The following is a 19,916-nucleotide window of genomic DNA, read 5'->3' as shown; positions in this document are numbered from 1 at the left end:
ATGGCATTAGATTCAAAAATTCCACACGGCCCAATATCGGACAAATGGACAGATTATAAAGATCATATTAATTTAGTAAACCCTGCAAACAAACGTAATTTAGATATTATTATTGTTGGTACAGGTTTGGCTGGAGGTTCAGCTGCGGCTACTTTGGCTGAGCAGGGATATAACGTAAAAGCATTTTGTTTTCAGGATTCACCTCGTCGTGCGCACTCTATTGCTGCACAAGGTGGTATCAATGCGGCAAAAAATTATAAAGGTGACGGTGACTCGGTTTACAGATTATTTTACGATACTGTAAAAGGAGGAGATTACCGTGCACGTGAGGCAAATGTTCACCGTTTGGCCGAAGTTTCTGCTAATATTATTGACCAGTGTGTGGCGCAAGGTGTACCATTGGCTCGTGAATATGGCGGATTATTAGATAACCGTTCTTTTGGAGGAACTTTAGTTTCCCGTACTTTTTATGCACAAGGACAAACTGGACAACAATTATTGTTAGGAGCTTATTCTGCAATGAACCGCCAGATTGGTCGTGGAAAAATAAAAATGTACAACCGTCACGAAATGCTTGACATTGTTATCGTGAACGGAAAAGCAAGAGGTATTATCGCTCGTAATTTAGTTACAGGAGAAATAGAAAGACATTCTGCTCACGCTGTAGTAGTTGGTTCGGGAGGATATGGTAACGTATTTTTCCTGTCAACAAATGCTATGGGAAGTAACGCAACAGCAGCTTGGAAAATTCATAAAAAAGGAGCGTTTTTCGCAAATCCTTGTTACACACAAATTCACCCAACTTGTATTCCGGTTTCTGGAGATCACCAGTCAAAACTGACTTTGATGTCTGAGTCGTTACGTAATGACGGTCGTATTTGGGTTCCTGCAAAACAAGAAGATGCACAGGCAATTCGTGAAGGAAAGAAAAAAGCAACAGATTTATCTGAAGCTGAGAGAGATTATTTCTTAGAAAGAAGATATCCTGCTTTTGGTAACTTAGTACCTCGTGACGTAGCGTCTCGTGCTGCAAAAGAAAGATGTGATGCCGGTTTTGGAGTTAACAAAACAGGAGAAGCGGTTTACTTGGATTTCGCAGCAGCAATTAAACGTTACGGAACTGAAGAAGCTTTCGTAAAAGGTTTAGATGCTAACGATGCGGCTTTGGTAACTAAACTAGGAGCTGAAATCGTGAAAAGTAAATACGGAAACTTATTCCAGATGTATTACAAAATCGTTGACGAAGATCCTTATACTACACCAATGATGATTTACCCTGCGGTTCACTACACAATGGGTGGAACCTGGGTTGATTATAACTTAATGACTACAATTCCGGGTTGTTTCTCAATTGGAGAATCTAACTTCTCTGATCACGGAGCAAACAGACTTGGAGCTTCTGCTTTGATGCAAGGTTTAGCTGATGGATATTTCGTGTTACCTTATACTATTGGAGATTATTTAGCTCCGGATATTAAAATGGGAGAAATTTCTACAGATTTACCAGAATTCGCAGCAGCAGAAAAAGAAGTAAAAGATCAAATCGACAGATTTATCAATAATAAAGGAACTCATTCTGTAGATTATTTCCATAAGAAATTAGGAAAAATCATGTGGGATAAAGTTGGTATGGCTCGTAACGCTAAAGGTTTAACTGAAGCTATCGAAGAAATTGCCGCTTTACGTGAAGAGTTTTATAAAGATGTAAAAGTTCCTGGAAGCGCTAACGAATTTAATCAGGAATTAGAGAAAGCGACACGTGTTGCCGATTTCTTAGAGTTAGGAGAATTGTTCGCGAAAGATGCATTGCACCGTAATGAGTCTTGTGGAGGTCACTTCCGTGAAGAATACCAAACAGAAGAAGGAGAAGCACTTCGTGATGACGAAAACTTTGCATATGTTGCAGCTTGGGAATACAAAGGAAAACCAAGTGATGCAGTATTACACAAAGAACCTCTGGTTTACGAAAACATTAAATTAGTACAAAGAAGCTACAAATAGCAATTAGTCAAAAGACAAAAGTCTTAAAGTTTAATGGCTAAATGCTAAGTGACTTTCGACTTTCGACTTTATGACCTTCAAACTAAAACAGTATGAAACTTACATTAAAAATATGGCGTCAGAAAAACGCCCAGGATAAAGGAGGAATCGTTGATTACCCAATTGACGGAATCGAACCAGATATGTCTTTCCTTGAAATGCTTGATGTTCTTAACGAACAATTAATCAACAAAGGAGAAGAGCCGGTAGCATTTGACCACGATTGTCGTGAAGGAATCTGCGGAATGTGTTCTTTATTCATCAACGGAGAAGCACACGGACCAGACAGAGGAGTTACAACTTGTCAATTACACATGCGTATGTTTAAAGATGGTGACACGATTTTTATCGAGCCATTTAGAGCAAAAGCTTTCCCTGTAATTAAAGATTTAGTTGTTGACAGAAGTTCTTTTGACAGAATTCAACATGCAGGAGGATTTATCTCGGTAAATACTTCAGGAAATACAATTGATGCAAATACAATTCCGATAAACAAACACGACGCAGATAAATCATTTGATGCTGCTGCTTGTATTGGTTGTGGAGCTTGTGTTGCAACTTGTAAAAACTCATCGGCAATGTTGTTCGTTGCTGCAAAAGTTTCTCAATATGCTTTATTGCCTCAAGGTAAAATTGAAGCGGTTGATCGTGTATTAAACATGGTACACCAAATGGATCACGAAGGTTTTGGTAACTGTACCAACACCGGAGCTTGTGAGGTAGAATGTCCTAAAGGAATTTCTCTTGAAAATATCGCACGTATGAACCGTGAGTATTTATCAGCAAGCTTAAAAGGATAATTTAAAAGACTTTTAATTTTAAATAAAAAAAGGATCAGTTTATGCTGATCCTTTTTTATACCTTATTCATAATACAATTGCGAAGCGCTAATTTCTTGTTTTTCTTTTCCTTCCTGCTGAATAAAACAAGTTAAAGTAGTTCCGCCAATCTGGTCAAAATAACTGATATTGATTTTGTGAAAACCTTTTTCGAGTTTCACCGCTCCATACGCTTCGTTGAGCCAATGAATGCCATCATTATTAACTACTAATTCATTGTCGATAAAAAGCTTCGATCCGTCATCTGAAAGCGTCGAAATTGTATAATTTGCAGTTTCAGGAATATAGATGTATCCGTCGAATTTTAAGCCGATATAGCGCTCTGTTTTCGTTTTCCATTTTTCGCTGCTTATTGCACCTTCAAAAATGCCGGAATTAACAGGTTTTGATAATTCTAAATCTTGCGCTTGCTGAAATAATGTTCCTGTAAAATAATCAAACTTTAAACCTTTCTTAGTTGGTTTTATGGTTAAAGCCGATTTTAAATCGGGATTCCGAACCAATATTTTACTGATAGAACTTCTTCTTCCGCTTGCACTAATCTGAACCGTTTTTATGATTCTAAATTCTCCTTTTGGGATATTTATCGTTACAGGTTTTGTGTAAAGTTCTGCCGTTTCATCAGGATTATAACCGTCAATTGTGTAGAAAATTTGACTATTTTTGATCGTTGGTTTTAAATCTAAAACATATTGTGATGCTATTAGTGCCGTTTCATTAGCGCCAAAAGGAGTTGGAACTTTGTACAATCTTTTTTGTGCTTCTAGTTTTTCTAAATGATACGGAATTTGATTTAAAATAAAATGATCGTAATCTTTGTTTTTAGGTTCTGTCCAGGCAATTTCTGCTAAAGCAAATACTCGCGGATAAATCATGTAATTTAATTTTGCGGGACTTGTCAAATATTCTGACCAAAGATTCGACTGCACGCCCATAATGTATTTTTGCTCGTCAACAGTTAAACTATCGACAGGAGTTGGGTTGTAATTGTATATTTTTTCAACCGTCGTCAATCTTCCAATTGTTAAAGGTTCTTGTGGAGAATATCCTTGGTTGTAATCTAAATAAAGAACCTGTTCCGGATTCATGATTACGTTATGTTTTTGTCTTGCGGCACTAATTCCGCCGGCTTCACCTCGCCATGACATTACAGCGGCATTTGGTGCAAGTCCGCCTTCGAGCATTTCATCCCAACCTAAAATTTGTCTTCCGTTTGCATTCAGGAATTTCTCGATTCTTGTAGTTAAATAACTTTGTAATTCATGTTCGTTTTTTAAACCTAATTCTTTGATTCGTTTTTGACAATTCGGGCATTCTTTCCATCTTGTTTTCGGACATTCGTCTCCGCCAATATGAATATATTTACTCGGAAACAAAGCCATAACTTCAGTTAAAACATCTTCAAGAAAAGTAAAGGTTTCTTCCTTTCCCGCACAAAAAATATCTTCAAAAACACCCCAATATTCTACAACTTTATATTGGCGATCCGGAAAACAAGCTAAATTTGGATATGCCGTAACCGCTGCCGTTGCATGTCCGGGCATTTCGATTTCGGGAATTATATTGACATAATGTTCCTCGGCAAATTTTACAACGTCTTTAATTTCTTCCTGCGTATAAAAACCTCCGTACGGATTTCCGTCAAAAAAATACGGTGATCTTTCGAATTTATTTCCCACTAAAGTCTGTGCTCTTTTAGATCCGATTTCGGTTAATTTTGGATACTTTTTTATCTCAATTCTCCAGCCCTGATCGTCTGTTAAATGCCAGTGAAAGTTGTTTAATTTATAACTGGACATTTGTGTAATAAAATCTTTTATAACAGCAACAGAAAAGAAATGACGACAAACATCGAGGTGAAGCCCGCGGTAACCGTATCTGGGCTCGTCTTCGATGGTTACAAAAGGCAATTTTATTTCCTGATTTTTAGGTTTGTTCGGAAAAAGCTGCATTAAACTCTGAACCGCATAAAATAATCCTTCTTCACTTCCGGTAACGGTGATCTTTTTTGCAGTAATATTAATTGTATATGCTTCTTTTTTTAATGAAGCTGATGGATTTTTGGTAATAAACAAAATGGCAATATTGCTCTTTTTTGAAGACACATTTTTGTTAATAGCCGACTCAAAAATTTGCGCTGTTTTAAGTTCTTTCATGCTGAACTTATTATTTTCAAAAATAACTTTTACTTGTCCATTTATAGTAATACTGTCTCCGGTTGCTTTGTATGAATTTGGAGCAGGAATGATGGAATTATTAGTTAGAGAAGTTTGTGCATTTCCGAACGAATAACAGAATATCAAAAAGAGAAATATACTTTTTTGCATGGTTATTTTTTGGTTTGTTAAACAAATGTAGGTTTTGTAAATGAAGCTGCATTTTTTTTGCAGCACTAAATTGTATATAAATGTCTTTAAAATAGGCTCGTTAACTTTTTTATTACTTTGAGTTATAATTCACTTCGCAATAATATTGCATTTATTGTTTACATTTGCTTTCAATAAAATTGAATTTGCATGAACAACGATAATGAAGTGGTAAACTATAGCAAGGAAGAGCGTAAAAATCTTATTTTAAAAGAGATTAACTTGCATACCCGCGTCAGTTTTGAAACACTTTCGGCTAAATTATTTGTTTCAGAAGATACGGTGAGACGTGATATTAATGAACTTGAATCAGAATCGTTATTGATTAAAGTAAAAGGCGGTGCGATGACAAAAGCGTACCATCATTCTTCATCAAATCAAACTTATGCAGGCGAATCAAAACAAATCATTGCACAAAAAACTTTAGGTTTACTTCACGACGGAATGGTTTTATTAATTGGCGGCGGAACTACAATTCGCGAATTCATTCGCTTAATTCCTAATGATTTAAATCTTACTATTTTTACGGTTACCGTTTTATCTGCGGTTGAACTTTTGGATAAACCCAACGTTAAAATTATCATGATTGGCGGCAGTATTTCATCCTACAGCCAAATGTGTGTGAGCGGCGATGTCTATAATCAGTTGGCAAATATTAAAGTCGATTTATTAATTTTAGGAACAAATGCTTTAGATATCGAAGGCGGATTTTCAGATTCTGACTGGGAAACCGTTCAGGTTAAAAAAGCAATGATTCAGGCTTCTGAAAAAACCGCGATTCTTACTATTTCTGAAAAACTCGATACGGTTTTAAAAATGAAAATTGCCAACTTATCTGAGGTTGATTACGTTGTCACGGAAGTTGATCCAAACGACGAAAAATTACAATCGTATAAGAAGGCAGTTCCAAGTTTAGTCTTTATTTAATCCCAATTTTTCATTAAAAAATTAATCCAGTTCTGGTGAAAGATTTTGTTTAAATCTTCATCAGAATAACCTTTGCTTTTAAAGATAAGAACGAGTTTTTGTAAATCAGCAATCGTATTTAAATCATACGGAGATTGCTCTGTGCCAAAAGCGCCGTCAAGATCTGAGCCTACGCCAATATGATTTGCATTTCCTGCCAATTGGCAAATATGATCCATGTGTTTAAAAACCGTTTCAAGATCGCAATTTGTACCTTTCGGAGTCGAAACGCCTCGTTCCCAATCCGGAACTAACATCCACGCATCTAAAGCACCGCCAATAACTGCGCCTCTCGAAATCAAAGCTTTGATCATTTCGTCGCTATATTGACGATTGTGATCAACCAGGCTTCTGCAATTATTATGACTTGCCCAAACGGGTCCGTTATAATGGTCTAAAGCCTGCCAAAAAGCATCGTCGCACAAATGTGTGGCATCGAGAATAATATTCAATCGTTCCATTTCTTTCAACAAATCCAGACCGTTCTGATTCATTTTTCCTGTTGCATCAGTTCCGTTTGCGTAACGTCCGGGTCCATAATGTGCAGGACCAATGGCGCGTAATCCGTAATTGTATGCTTTTTCTAAATACGAAATATCAATAATAGAATCAGCACCTTCTAAACTCAAAATATATCCAATTGGTTTTTTATCGTTTGGTGTTCCGTCATTCCATAAATCAATTTGTTTTTGGAGCGATTTTTTATCGGTAATTGCTGTAATTTCTCCGGCTTCTTCCATCGCTTTATACCACGCAAGCTGTCCTTGTGTTTGCGCCCAGGCTTGCTCAGGAGAATTCCAACCCGGAATAATACTGTCTGGTTTTACAAATCTTGCAATTTGCGTAGCGACTACAATCCCGATATTGCCGCGTCGCAAATCCGGAAACGAAACCGTAGCACGTTCACGATCCGGTTTATCCGTCATTCCTTTTTCTAAATGGCGCAAAGTTGGTACGTCATTTCTTAAATCTCGATTCCATTCCATCGCATTCATGCTCAGGTCTAAATGGGCGTCTATTATAAACATAGTATTTTTTTTAATGGACAAAAGTCCAAAGGCTCAGAGGTTCTCTACAAGTGTTATTATGAGGTCTATTCTTTTTCTTTATTCTCCTTTTTCTGCTGCTAGATATTAATTTTTCTGCCGCGCGCTGCAACCAGCCATTGATCGCAAATTTGCTGCTCTTTATTGATTACCTGAACAGAATCGTAAAGTGCGCAGGTTGGGCAAACATGATACGGCAGTGCATAAATGGTATCGCCAATTTGATATTGGTTTTTGCCCTGATTTTCTACAATCAAATGTTCTTCTGAATGCGAAATCGGGATTAGATTTTCATCATTTAAAATCACTAATCTTTTGTCAATCGGATTTTCTGATGAAACGGCTTTGTATCCAATATCAATACAAATTGTTGTATTTGTGGGTTTTGAAATTATGGTTCCCACAATAACCAAAGCAGGTTTAAATTCCTGTTCCGGTAAATGAATCTGGTAATTAGAATCCCAAAAAACAAAAGTTCCCGGACTGCATTCTACATTTTTTTGTGTGGCATAAAACGGAAATGTATTAGATCCGCCGGCAACAATTTTTAAATCGTAACCCAGCTTTTTCTGAATAGTTTGAAGATGTTCATTTATGCTAAAAAATATATTTGAAGTTATGGTGGTTCTCTCTTCTGCATCGCCTTTTAAATGACCATCGTAAATATGAATTCCTGCAAAATGCATGTTTTTTAATGCAGCAATTTCATCTATTAAAATGCTCCAGTCTTTATGAATTGAAATTCCGGTTCTGTTCATTCCCGAATTTAAATCCAAATAAATAGTTAGAATCAGATTGTTTTTTTTGGCAATTTCATGTAAGGCTTTCGCCGATTCCAGATTGTCGACAATAGTCGAGAAATTGATATTTGGATATTTTTGAATCAACGAAATCCATCTTTCTTTTTTAACTCCCACAGGCTGATAGGCGAGGAGAATGTCAGGAATCTCATGTATTGCCGCAAGTTCAGCTTCGGCAATCGTAGCACATTTTACTTTTTTGATATTGTAAATTTTAAACAACTCCAGAATTTCACCTATTTTATGTGTTTTTATGTGAGGCCTTAATTTTTGAGTGTCACCGTTTACTGTGCCAATAAGGCGTTCGAGATTAAACCGGATACGATCTTCGTAAACGGCTAAAAACGGTGTATCAACGTGAATTTCGGAATTAATTTTCCACCAATTGTTTTGCATAATCTAGTTTCTTGTTTTTTCTACCACTTCAATTAAATTTTGAAAAGCCTGAAATGATTGCTCATAATTTAAATCCAAAAGCATTTCTTTCGAAAATAAATTAGAACCAATTCCAACACAAACAACGCCGGATTTGAACCATGATTTCAGATTGCTTTCTTCTAAAGTTACGCCTCCGGTTGGCATTATTTTTAAATTTGGAAACGGCGCTCTAATCGCTTTTACATATCCGGGTCCGCCAATTTTATCAGCAGGAAAAAGTTTTACAATATCGGCACCTAATTTATTGGCGTGAAGCACCTCGTTTAAAGTTGCTGCGCCGGGAATCCAGTAAATATTATTTTTAATACAATAATTACCAATTTCAAAATCTGTATGCGGGCAAACGATACAATCTGCGCCCAATTGATGGTATATTTTAGCATCATCAACACTTAAAATAGAACCAACCGCCAGTTTAATATCTAAATTGTTTGCTTTTTTAAATGCAACCATTTGCGTAAAAACTTCTTTAGCATCAGTTGCACGAGCGGCAAACTCGATAATTTTTATGCCGGCATCACTGGCAGACTGCAGCACAATTCTGGCTGTTTCGATATTGATTTGTGTTACTAACGGAAGTACGCCTTGTGCTTTTAAAATGCTGTACATATTCTTGATTCTAATTTATCTATTGATTCTGTTACTCGCGCCATTTGCAATAAAATGACTTATTTCTGTTGGATTGCTCATGGCAAAATCTCCGTGAATACTCTGTTTGATTACACCGCAGGCGGTTGCCCAGTCGATACATTCCTGTGCTGATAATTTATTCGATAATCCGTATAATAATCCAGCGTTAAAGGCATCTCCGGAACCAATTTGATCGGTTACCAAATGTATTTTGTATTCTTTTGTTTCATAAAAATGACCTTCATGAAGTAACATTCCTTTATATAAATGCGCCAGCCCGTCTGATTTTCTAAAACTCATTGCGAGGGTTTTTAGATAAGGCATTTTCTCTTTTAATAATTCAAAAGTCTTTTGAAAACGATTTGCATCCGATTCCTTTTTGTCGGTTTTTATTCCGAAATAAATTTCAATCGCATCTAAATCTGCAACCGTAATGGTGCTGTATTGAAGCAAATCGGGCATAATTTCAGACGGATGTTTTCCGTATTGCCATAATTTTGATCGGTAATTAAAATCAGAAGAAATAGGCAATCCTTTTTTATGTGCCGAAAGAATGGCTTCTTTACAAACCAAACCGGCTTCGTTAGAAACTCCCGGACTTATTCCCGACCAATGAAAATGGGTTACATCGGCGAAAGCCATATCCCAGTTAATTTGATCTTTTTGAATAGTGGCAAAGGATGAATTGCTTCGATCGTAAATAACCTGCGATTGCCTGATTTGATTTCCGACTTCGACAAAATACAAACCCAAACGTTCTCCGCCATACACACATTTTGAAGTATTTACTTTGTATTTCTGAAGTTCGTTTAAAGCCAGTTGCGCCAAATCATTTTGGGGTAATCTCGTTATATAATCGGTTTGAATGCCAAGTTGAGAAAGTAAAACACAAACATTTGCTTCGGCACCGCCAACGTGTACTTTTATTTCATTGGCCTGCGTAAACCGATCTCCATTGGCAACATTCATCCGAAGTAATAATTCTCCGAAAGTTGCAATTCTAGTTTGTGGCGTATTTGTATTCATGTGTTTTGTTTTTTTTGCCACAGATTATATAGATTAAAATGATTTTATAAACTTAGCGGTTAATTTTTAAACACATAGAAACATAGTTTTAAAGTGCTGAAAAAAGGCGTTTCACTTGCATTAACAAACATAGCTATGTGTGAAAGCTAGTTTTTTCTACTTCCTTCTGGTATTCAGGCAAGAAACCTATGTTTCTATGCGTTTAATCCTTTTTAATCATATTAATCTGTGGCATAACTTTTTAATATAATTCAAAAACGGCTTCAACTTCAACAGGAATATTGTCTGGTAAAGATCCCATTCCTACGGCGCTTCTTACGCCAATTCCGTTTTCTTGTCCCCAAACTTCAGCGAATAATTCACTGCAGCCGTTTATTACGTACGGATGTCTGAGGAAATCGCCATTGCAATTTACCATTCCCAATACTTTTATAACACGTTTTACTTTGTTCAGACTTCCAAAATTGGTTACAATTGTCGAAAGCATGGTTAAACCAACTTGTCTTGCGGCGAGTTTTCCTTCTTCAATATCCATATCGTCGCCAATTCTTCCGATAATTAAAGATTTGTCGTCGCGAACAGGACCGTGACCAGAAAGGTACAAATACTTTCCGTCGACTAAATAAGGTTTATATATACCAAGAGGTTGAGGCGCTGGCGGTAATGATAAGCCGAGTGTTTCAAATTTTTCTTGTGGTAATAAATTCATGATTTTTAATGTATAATTGAGTTTAAAATAAAAACGAAAACAATTCCTAAAACAGATACCAGGGATTCCATTACGGTCCATGATTTAAAAGTATCTTTCAGGCTGATATTAAAATATTCTTTGAACATCCAAAAACTTGGATCGTTTACATGCGAGCACATCAAACTTCCTGCTCCAACAGATAAAACTAACAGATTGGGGTCAAGACTATTAGCTTGCAACAAAGGTAATAAAACGCTGGCAGTCATTAATCCTGCCGCAGTTGCAGAACCTACACAAACTCTGATAATTGCCGCCATAATCCACGCCAGTAAATACGGATGAATGTTGATTTGGGTTAAAGCTGCCACGATGGTTTCGTTTACGCCGCTTACGATCATCACTTCTTTTAAACTTCCGGCACCGCCAACAATTAAAACAATCAGTGCGACATCTTTTATGGCAATGGCATAATCATCCATTACAGAAGTCAGGCTTCGGTTCATTCTGATTCCTAAAGTGTACGTGCAAATAAGAAGTGAAATCAGCATAATCATGCTTGGTTCACCAACGGTTTTGCAAATATTTATTAGTGTTTCATTGTCTGAAAGTAACGGCAATATTGAAGTTATGGTTAAACCGAAAACCGGAAACAAGGCTGAAAATAAACTAACGGAGAAACTCGGCAATTTTCCTTCGTTTGCTACTTCTTCAACATTTAAAATTTCATGATCAGATTCGGTTTTGATGTTTTTGAGCAAATTCGAAAATAACAAACCTGCAATAAAAATGGTTGGTATGGCAATGATGATTCCGTACACTAAAACAAGACCAATATCAGCATTTAAAATACTGCTTAACGCCATTGGAGACGGATGTGGAGGCAAAAAACCGTGCGCAACTGAAAGTGACGCAAGCATAGGGATTCCCAAATATACTTTTGAAAGTTTAAATTGATGGGCTACTGAAAAGATTAAAGGTACTAACAAAACAAATCCAACACTATAAAATAGCGGTATCCCAACAATAAATCCGGTAATCATTAAGCCTAAGCGGACATATTTTTCGCCCGTCCATCCCATAACTGTTTTGGCAATAATATTGGCTGCGCCGGATGAAACCGTAAGTTTACCAATGCAGGTTCCAAAAACGATAATCAGCGTAATTGAACCTAACATTTCGCCTAAACCTTTTTGCACCGTTTGCGATAAGGTGTTTATTGGCAGACCTAAAAAAAGACCTGCCAGTAAAGCTGTTATGATAAAGGCAATAAACGGATTGAGTTTAAACCAGGCGATTTGAATGATTAAAAATGCAATGCATGCCGTAAGAATTAATATGCTCATTTATTTTTGTATTATTAACTTATAGCTAAAATTTTAAACACCATAGAAACATAGATTTTTTTACTTCAATTAGGAGTTAAAAAAAAGCTGGCTTTTAACACATAGTAACTATGTTTGTTAATGCAAGTGAAACGTTTTTTTTTAACATTTTTAAGCTATGTTTCTATGTGTTTAAATTAATTACACCAATTGTTTATTATTATTTATCCCACCAGATTCTTGTTGTGAAATTATCTTCGCCCTGACGTTTAACTGCTTCTGCTAAGTTAGCGGAATTGACTGAATATTCGCTGGTTGGATATTTGAAACGTCTTGGAATTGTGCCGTTTGTAACATTGCCCGGAAAGTTTACAGGAACTAAAACCGGATATCCTGTTCTTCTCCAATTAGCATAAACTTCCTGCTCGTCTACAAAAAGGGCAATCCACATTTGAGTATGAATCTGATTCATTTTATCTTCAAAAGATCCGGCTGCATTAAATGGATTCAGGGTTAAATATGGCGTTGCATCTGCAATGGTATACGCTGTTCCGTAAATTCCCATGTTTAAAAAAGAAGCTTTTACTCCTTTTTCATATAGAGCCTGATCAGTTTCGCCAGCGTACCAGCCTCTTGCAGCGGCTTCTGCCAATAATAAATTGGTTTCGGCATTGCTTAAAATCATAAGCGGCGCATCGTATTTAAAAACGGTACTTTGATTTGGTTCAGAATAAGTGGCTTGTTCTATTGGTGTTGGCGCTATTTTTATTCCGTTAGGAAAACCTTTTTGTGCCGCAAGACTTGTGTTTTGAACTGTTCCTTCCCAAACTCCGGCGTAAACGCTAATTCTTGGATCGGCTGTTGCTTGTAAGAGATCAATAAATGTTTTGGATAATTTTCCGCCTTCCACATTTCTCTGGCCATAAGATCCTGCGGAAAAATCTTGTTTTCTCGAATCAAAGCCTGAAGGATTTCTGTTAAAGTCATTCGGTCCATCCGTATATTTCATAATTGCATTATCTGCCGTATTCAGAATTACGCCTCCGGCAATTGCTTTGTTAACCCAGGTTTGTGCCAATGTCGGATCAACTTTAGACAGCCTCATTCCTAAACGAAGCATTAACGAATATGAGAATTTTTTCCATTTTGCGACATCGCCATTATAGATAAAATCGGCACCGCCAAAACTTGGTTTCGTTGCGTCTAATGCCAAAGCAGCTTCATCCAGTTCTTTCAATAAATCTTTGTAGATGAATTCCTGAGTATCATATTTTGGAAGAAAAATTTGTGTGCTGTTTGCTTTTGCAGCTTCAGAGTACGGAATATCTCCGTATAAATCTGTAATTCTGTGATACAAATACACTTTCCAGATTCTGGTAATATTTAATTTGTTGCTGTCGTTTGCGTTGTCTTTTACCGCATCGATTACAATTTCGGTTTCACTTAATGCCGTTGGATAAGCCTGATTAAAGTAAGCCGAAAAATAAACTTCGTTGCTTAAATATTTATCTCCAACTCCCGATGCTTCTTTGTAAGTGGCATAATGCTGCAGCATTCCGCCGCATTCCAGAATATTGGTAAAAAAATAATTATTGTTTAAACCGTCTAAAATTGATTTACTGAAAATGAAATTTGCGTTTGGATTTTCAACAACATTCGGGTTTGTATTTATTTCTTCAAAGTCTTTGGTACAGCTTGTCATACTTGCTAAAAGTACGCCTGTTATATATAGAATGGTTATCTTTTTCATGTCTTTTAATTTTAGAATTTAACGTTTAAACTTAAACCGAAACTTCTTGTTTTAGGTAATCCAAATTGTTCTACTCCCTGAGCATTTCCTGCGCTAAATACAGATTCAGGATCTACGTTTGGTGTTTTCTTGTAAAGAATGAATAAGTTTCTGGCTACGAATGAAACCGAAACACCCTGAAGTTTAGACAATGATTTTAGTTTTTCTATTGGCAATTGATACCCCAAAATGATTTGTCTTAGTTTTATAAAACTTGCATCGTAAACAAAAGTTGATGAAATGTTTCTTAAACCATCATAATACGTTCTAAGGTTTTCCGGAGCAATAACCATATTTACCGGATTTCCGTTTGTGTCAACACCAGAAATTGGTAATCCTGTTTCACGACCATCAAGCGTAAGTTTGGTTAAACCCATACGAGTTCCGTATAAATCAGTTCCGGAGTATAAGCTTCCGCCGAATTTCCCGTCGATTAAAAAGCTGAATGAGATATTTTTGTATTTGAATTCATTGCTAATTCCGGCTCCCCAAGGATGAACCCCCTGTCCTAATTCTTCAAGCGGACCTTGCGCTACGGTTGCAGAACCGCCACTTACATTATAAACAGTGTTTCCGTTTGCGTCAACACGCGGTTTGTATCCTTTTATAATACTGTATGGGCGCCCAACATCGCTGGTAATGGTTACATATCCGTTTACAGAAGTTGCCATTGTAATCGAGTTTAGCTGATCTGTAAGTGCTTCAACGGTATTTTTATTGTAGGATCCGTTGAAAGTAGCATCCCATGAAAAGTTTTTATTGTTGATGATTTTTCCGGTAAGTAAAAGTTCGACACCTTTATTTCTCATTTTTCCAAGATTCAGTAAAGCAGTGTTTGCTCCTGAAGCGGTAGAAATTGTCGTTTCAACAATATCATTTGTAGTGGCACGATTGTACCATGCAAAATCAACATTTAAACGATTATTGAAAAATCCTAAATCAGTTCCAATCTCAAATGTTGTTGATGTTAACGGGCTTAAAGTCGAATTTGGAACTCTTGTACTTGTTGGACCTTGCAATTGCTGACCATTATGTCCGCCCTGAATCATAGAATAAGATTGATTTAATGCGTACGGATCCGGAGTTGCGCCACCAACCTGAGCCCAGGAAGTTCTAAGTTTTGCAAATGAAATAAATTGAGGCATTGTTATCATATCCGAAACAATCAAACTTGTCCCGATAGACGGATAAAACACAGTATTATTTTCTGCGGATAAAGTCGAAAACCAATCCTGACGACCTGTAAAGTTTAAGAAAACAATATTTTTATAATCTAAATCTACAGCTCCGTAAACAGAGTTTGTTTTTGTTTTTCCGTACGGATAACTATATGTCAACGTCGATAAGTTGGTTAAAGCATAAAAATTATCCAATACAAAATTTGATCCTTCGACTTTAGTTTCGTCTCTAAGCGTCGTTCTTGAATTAACGCCAACCAAAGCATTTAAAGAGAATTCTTTGTAAATATTTTTCTTGGTATAATTAAGAATCGCTTCAGAATTTAGGTTTGATAATTTCATTTTTGAAGCCTGCGCATATCCAACCGGATTATTTAAAGTTGTTTTTGGAATGTATCCGAAGAAATCATAATCCGTATAATCCTGACCAATTCTTCCCTGAAGGAATAAGTCGCGGGTAAAATTCAATTTTACATTAACCATTCCGATAAACCGATTTTTAGTATCGTGGTTTTTAATTTTATTCACCACAAAATACGGGTTTGTAGCAACGGCAACCGGGTTCCATGCTTCCTCAACACCATTTGCATCATAACCCGGGGCAAGGTTTCTAATGTCGACAGTGTTTGCAATCATGTAAGTTCCCCAGTTGGCATTTGCTTCCGCATCAGAAACGGTAGGTCTGTTTTCTGATTTTTCTAAATTATATTGGGTAACGACATCAAATTTTAGCCAGTCCGTTAAATTCACATTTCCGGCAATATTTAAAGTTTTGCGGTTAAAACCGGAGTTTGGCAAAATGCTTTCATTATCCATATTCGAAAACGAAAGACGTCCGGTTGCTTTTTCATTTCCGCCTGATAAAGCGATCGAATTGATAAAAGTAGTTCCCGTTTTGTAGAAATTCTTGATATTATCTTTTTGCGCTACATAAGGTCTTGCAACTCCGTCAAACTGAATAACATCAGTTCCGTCCATTTTTGCACCCCACGACCAGCGTCCGTCAGCAATAGCTTCGGCTTGTGTTGTTGGCTTTTTTCCTCCCGCTCCGGAACCGTATTCATATTGCCAATCCGGAATAATCGACGGCGTTTCAAAAGTAAACGAAGTATTGTATTCAACGCCTATTCCTGGTTGCGCTGAACCTCTTTTCGTCTGAATCAAAATTACTCCATTTGCAGCATTTGCGCCATAAAGAGCGGCAGCAGTTCCGCCTTTCAAAACCGTAATAGTTTTAATATCGTCAGGATTTATGACTGAAGTTCCATCGCCCCGATCGACATTTATTCTTGTTGCTCCCGCGCCGTTTCCAATTCCCGGTAAATTCAATTGCGTATTATCAATGGGCAAATCATTTACCACATACATAGGCTGGTTATTTCCGTTTAACGAACCATTTCCACGAATAACAACCCTGCTTGAACCGTTTGGTCCCGTTGCGGTGCTGCTTACATTTACACCGGCAATTTTTCCAACTAATGCATTGGCGATATTGGTTTCTTTTGCTTTTGTAAATTCTGTTCCTTTAAGTTCTGTTACGGCGTATGCAATTGCTTTACTGCTTTTTTTAACCCCAAGTGCCGTTACCAAAACCTGTTCTAAAACATTTTCTGCAGGTTTTAATCTGATGGTTAAACTTGTAGTTTTAATTAAGGCAAATGATAAAGTTTCGTAACCCATGTAGGAAATAATAATATGAGCTTCGTTTTCAGGAACGTTTAATTTAAATTTTCCGTTCTCATCAGATATGGTGGCATTTTTAGTATTGCTTTCGGCATAAATTGTAGCTCCGGCAATTGGCATTCCGTCATCCTGACCGAGGATTTGACCTGAAATTTCAACCTGATTGCTTGTTTGTTCAAAAAGATGCTTTTTTATTGCAATCTCTTTGGCGTTTATAGAGAAGATGATTCCTCCGATAAACACTAATGAAATTAGCTTTGCTTTCATAATTTTTCTTGGTTAGTTGTTTTTTTGGTTTTTATTGGCGATCAAATATATATATTTATTTTTCACAGTTGCATATTTTTTGCACAAAATGCATATTTTTTGCAATATAATTTATCGACTCGTTTTTAATTTCTAAAAGAAGTATGATTATTAAAGGCGTTTTGAGAAAATTTTGCAGAATATGCTTTTTTTGCAAAAAATAATTTTCATATTAAAATTCGTATTTTTGAAGTATGAAAATCGCACTTATACAATCAGATCTATATTGGGAAGAAGCTTCTAAAAACAGAATTGCTTTTGAATCGAAAATAAATCAAATCGATTCTGAAGTTAATTTGATCGTGCTGCCCGAAATGTTTTCTACAGGATTCACTATGAATGCTTTGGCTGTAGCCGAAACCATGAAAGAGGAAACAGTTTTGTGGATGCAAAAAATGGCAAAAGAGAAAAATTGTGCCATTACAGGAAGTTTGATTATTGCCGAAAACAATGCGTTTTATAACCGAATGCTGTTTGTTTTTCCTTCCGGAGAAATTCAATATTATAACAAAAGACATTTGTTTACGCTTGCGGGCGAAGACAAAACCTATACTGCCGGAACAGAAAAAGTGATAGTAGATTATTTAGGCTGGAAAATTTGCCTGCAGGTTTGCTACGATTTAAGATTTCCGGTTTTTGCCAGAAATGTAGGACATTATGATTTGCTCCTATATATTGCCAGCTGGCCAAAAGTGCGCACAAATGCGTGGGATATTTTACTAAAAGCACGCGCTGTCGAAAACCTGAGTTATGTTGTTGGTGTAAACAGAATAGGTTTTGATGCGAATGATTATGAATATATCGGGCATTCGCAAGCGGTTGATTTTTTAGGACATTATATCGTTGAACCACAAGAAACAGAAGATGTTTTTGTGGTCGAATTAGATAAAAATGTAATGTTGGAAACCCGAAAAAAACTTGATTTTTTAAGCGATAAAGACAATTTCGAAATTAAAATCTAGAAAGCTTTTTTCTTTTTCTGATCTTCTTTTCTTTTCTTGTCCGTTTCTTTTTTCTCGATTTCGGGATTATACGGAATGCTTAAATCAATAGTTTCGTCAACATCCCAATTCGTTCGAACGTCAATTTCTTTTTGATAATAAAAAACTTCCTCGGCATACGTTTTCGACAGGAAATTTCCTGAATCGTAGATCTTGTTTTTATTGTCATCATAGATTACCCGCAAAGTAAATGAATCGGGCTGTAATAAATCAAACTGAATTTTTGTATTGCCTTCAGAATAGTCGCTGGCAAGTACAATATCTCCTTTTTTATTCGTTATTTCAACAATAATCGGGAATCGTTTTACATTCTTTAAATTCAAAATTAAATTCCCATAATCAGCATATTCCCTCGTCGTTAATTTATAGGCTAAAGTATCGTTTGTTTTATCGAAAAAATCAGTCAGAGCGCCCGGTAGAAAAGTAAAATGATATTTTTCTAAAGGCTCTTTCTTAAAGTCAAAATATAGTTTTTGTTCCAATTCATTGTATTCTGTCGTGAAATCTACGGCAAGAGAATCCTTGTTGATTAATTTCATTTTCGACTTATCGAATTTTACCAAAGGCGTTGCAGATTCTAACGTAAATCTGTCTCTAAAATTAAGTACGCCGTTTTGCGCAGCCGTAATGTTTAAAGTGTCTTTCTTTTGATCCTTAACTCTAAAAGTAAATTTTTTATCATACTTATCTTTCGTAACTTCAATTGATAATGAATCTGCTTTTAAAGGTTTATACCAAACTTGCAAAGAATCTTTTTTAGGAAATTGCGTTACAACAGTTTCTACAATTTCGTTATTGTGTTTAAGAACAATTGTAGGTTTTGAAAGTTTAAAATTCTGTTTTCCTTCATACGGAAGAAGCAATCTGTTTCCTGAAGCTTGTATTGGTTTTAGCGTTTTTAAAGGCAATGTTTCTTTAAACAATTCCAACTCAAAAAGAGTGTCGTTTGGTACGGTAATAAAGTGCTTGATAAATCCAATTTTATCGTCTTTAGGATTAAATTTATTATTGGCACCTTTATCTTTCAGGGCTACCAAAAGATATTTTCCTGCTTTTAGATTTTCAAGTTTAAATGTTCTCAAACTATCTAACGTGTTCGTGATATATCTTGGATATTCTTTGTAAACAACAGAATCTTTGTATTTGTCATTTGCTTCATACAACATAACAGAAACAAAATTATCGACATTTTTTTCATAAGAATCTTTTATAATTCCGCCAATTGAAAGCGAGTCAATATATGGTCCGGTTGAGAAAATATATTTAAACTGATTCATCGGATTTGCCTCATTATTATCCGTAATACTTTGTCCGAAATTAAAACTGTACGTCGTATTTGGCTGTAAAGTATCCAGAATTCGAATAGTCAGAACCTTACTCACATTTGTTGGTGTGATAATAGGCTCATGTTTCATTGGAGGTGAAATAATAAGCTGTTTGTTGAGGTTTTTAAGCTTTACGTATTCATCAAAATTTAATACGATTCGATCTCCTTTAAAATTAGTGTTATAGTTTTTTGGCGAACTCGAAGTCAATACAGGCGCTAAAGTATCTTTTAACCCGCCGGTAATGCTGCCTCTTTTGGCGCAGCTCATCATGAACAATACAAGTAGAAGTGAAATATATTTGAAGTTGTTTTTCAACATAACCGTTTTAAATTTGATTGCACAAAATAACGATTATATTTGCTTTAATCGAAATTTTTTATCTATTTATTAGGATTTACAGCTTTTGTTTTTTGCCGTTTTTTTTAAAGATAGATTAAGAAACGGATTATAATTTCTTACTTTTGAGT

The 19,916-nt window shown here is 36.1% G+C and carries 14 protein-coding genes; 4 read left to right on the top strand and 10 right to left on the bottom strand.

Going from position 1 to position 19,916, the window contains the following annotated elements; translation table 11 throughout:
- Both OLM54_RS14945 and OLM54_RS14940 read left to right on the top strand, forming a co-directional pair.
- Positions 1 to 2,001: a fumarate reductase/succinate dehydrogenase flavoprotein subunit gene (locus tag OLM54_RS14945; protein WP_264535374.1), complete on the top strand. Its 2,001-nt coding sequence runs from the start codon at positions 1 to 3 to the stop codon at positions 1,999 to 2,001.
- 92 nt (positions 2,002 to 2,093) lie between these two features.
- Positions 2,094 to 2,840 (top strand): succinate dehydrogenase/fumarate reductase iron-sulfur subunit, encoded by a 747-nt coding sequence (locus OLM54_RS14940; protein ID WP_035617551.1) that lies wholly within the window; start codon positions 2,094 to 2,096, stop codon positions 2,838 to 2,840.
- Positions 2,841 to 2,902: 62 nt separating this feature from the next.
- Here OLM54_RS14940 and OLM54_RS14935 read toward each other — a convergent pair whose 3' ends face one another.
- Entirely contained in the window at positions 2,903 to 5,206 is a 2,304-nt protein-coding gene (locus tag OLM54_RS14935; RefSeq protein ID WP_264535373.1) for a family 20 glycosylhydrolase, read from the bottom strand.
- Positions 5,207 to 5,395: 189 nt separating this feature from the next.
- On the opposite strand from OLM54_RS14935, the gene OLM54_RS14930 reads away from it, so the two are divergent.
- Complete coding sequence (locus tag OLM54_RS14930) at positions 5,396 to 6,172, top strand: DeoR/GlpR family DNA-binding transcription regulator (RefSeq protein ID WP_264535372.1); 777 nt, start codon at positions 5,396 to 5,398, stop codon at positions 6,170 to 6,172.
- Here OLM54_RS14930 and OLM54_RS14925 read toward each other — a convergent pair.
- The 8 genes from OLM54_RS14925 to OLM54_RS14890 form a co-directional block, all read right to left on the bottom strand.
- A complete protein-coding gene (locus tag OLM54_RS14925; protein ID WP_264535371.1) occupies positions 6,169 to 7,239 on the bottom strand; it encodes a dipeptidase in 1,071 nt (356 codons plus the stop codon). The two genes, OLM54_RS14930 and OLM54_RS14925, sit on opposite strands and share 4 nt — an antisense overlap.
- Positions 7,240 to 7,337: 98 nt before the next feature.
- Positions 7,338 to 8,453 (bottom strand): D-TA family PLP-dependent enzyme, encoded by a 1,116-nt coding sequence (locus OLM54_RS14920; RefSeq protein ID WP_264535370.1) that lies wholly within the window; start codon positions 8,451 to 8,453, stop codon positions 7,338 to 7,340.
- 3 nt (positions 8,454 to 8,456) lie between these two features.
- Positions 8,457 to 9,104, bottom strand: coding sequence for an aldolase (locus OLM54_RS14915; RefSeq protein WP_264535369.1), 648 nt, complete (start codon positions 9,102 to 9,104; stop codon positions 8,457 to 8,459).
- A gap of 15 nt (positions 9,105 to 9,119) precedes the next feature.
- Positions 9,120 to 10,151, bottom strand: coding sequence for a sugar kinase (locus OLM54_RS14910; RefSeq protein WP_264535368.1), 1,032 nt, complete (start codon positions 10,149 to 10,151; stop codon positions 9,120 to 9,122).
- Positions 10,152 to 10,392: 241 nt separating this feature from the next.
- Positions 10,393 to 10,860, bottom strand: coding sequence for a RidA family protein (locus tag OLM54_RS14905; RefSeq protein WP_042565550.1), 468 nt, complete (start codon positions 10,858 to 10,860; stop codon positions 10,393 to 10,395).
- A gap of 5 nt (positions 10,861 to 10,865) precedes the next feature.
- A complete protein-coding gene (locus tag OLM54_RS14900) occupies positions 10,866 to 12,185 on the bottom strand; it encodes a GntP family permease (RefSeq protein ID WP_264535367.1) in 1,320 nt (439 codons plus the stop codon).
- A gap of 199 nt (positions 12,186 to 12,384) precedes the next feature.
- Positions 12,385 to 13,914 carry a SusD/RagB family nutrient-binding outer membrane lipoprotein gene (locus OLM54_RS14895; RefSeq protein ID WP_264535366.1) on the bottom strand — a complete coding sequence of 510 codons (1,530 nt, stop codon included), beginning with the start codon at positions 13,912 to 13,914 and terminating at the stop codon, positions 12,385 to 12,387.
- 11 nt (positions 13,915 to 13,925) lie between these two features.
- On the bottom strand, positions 13,926 to 17,081 hold the full coding sequence (locus OLM54_RS14890) for a SusC/RagA family TonB-linked outer membrane protein (protein ID WP_264535365.1): 3,156 nt from the start codon (positions 17,079 to 17,081) through the stop codon (positions 13,926 to 13,928).
- 233 nt (positions 17,082 to 17,314) lie between these two features.
- Here OLM54_RS14890 and OLM54_RS14885 point away from each other — a divergent pair, with 233 nt between their 5' ends.
- A complete protein-coding gene (locus OLM54_RS14885; RefSeq protein WP_264535364.1) occupies positions 17,315 to 18,082 on the top strand; it encodes a nitrilase family protein in 768 nt (255 codons plus the stop codon).
- Here the strand turns inward: OLM54_RS14885 and OLM54_RS14880 are convergent.
- Positions 18,079 to 19,767 (bottom strand): Ig-like domain-containing protein, encoded by a 1,689-nt coding sequence (locus tag OLM54_RS14880; RefSeq protein WP_264535363.1) that lies wholly within the window; start codon positions 19,765 to 19,767, stop codon positions 18,079 to 18,081. The genes OLM54_RS14885 and OLM54_RS14880 overlap by 4 nt on opposite strands.
- Between the last annotated feature and the right edge of the window lie 149 nt (positions 19,768 to 19,916).

The sequence above is a fragment of the Flavobacterium sp. N1736 genome (assembly GCF_025947065.1).
In the GTDB taxonomy this organism is placed as follows: domain Bacteria; phylum Bacteroidota; class Bacteroidia; order Flavobacteriales; family Flavobacteriaceae; genus Flavobacterium.
This window is presented reverse-complemented; position numbering and strand designations above follow the sequence as displayed.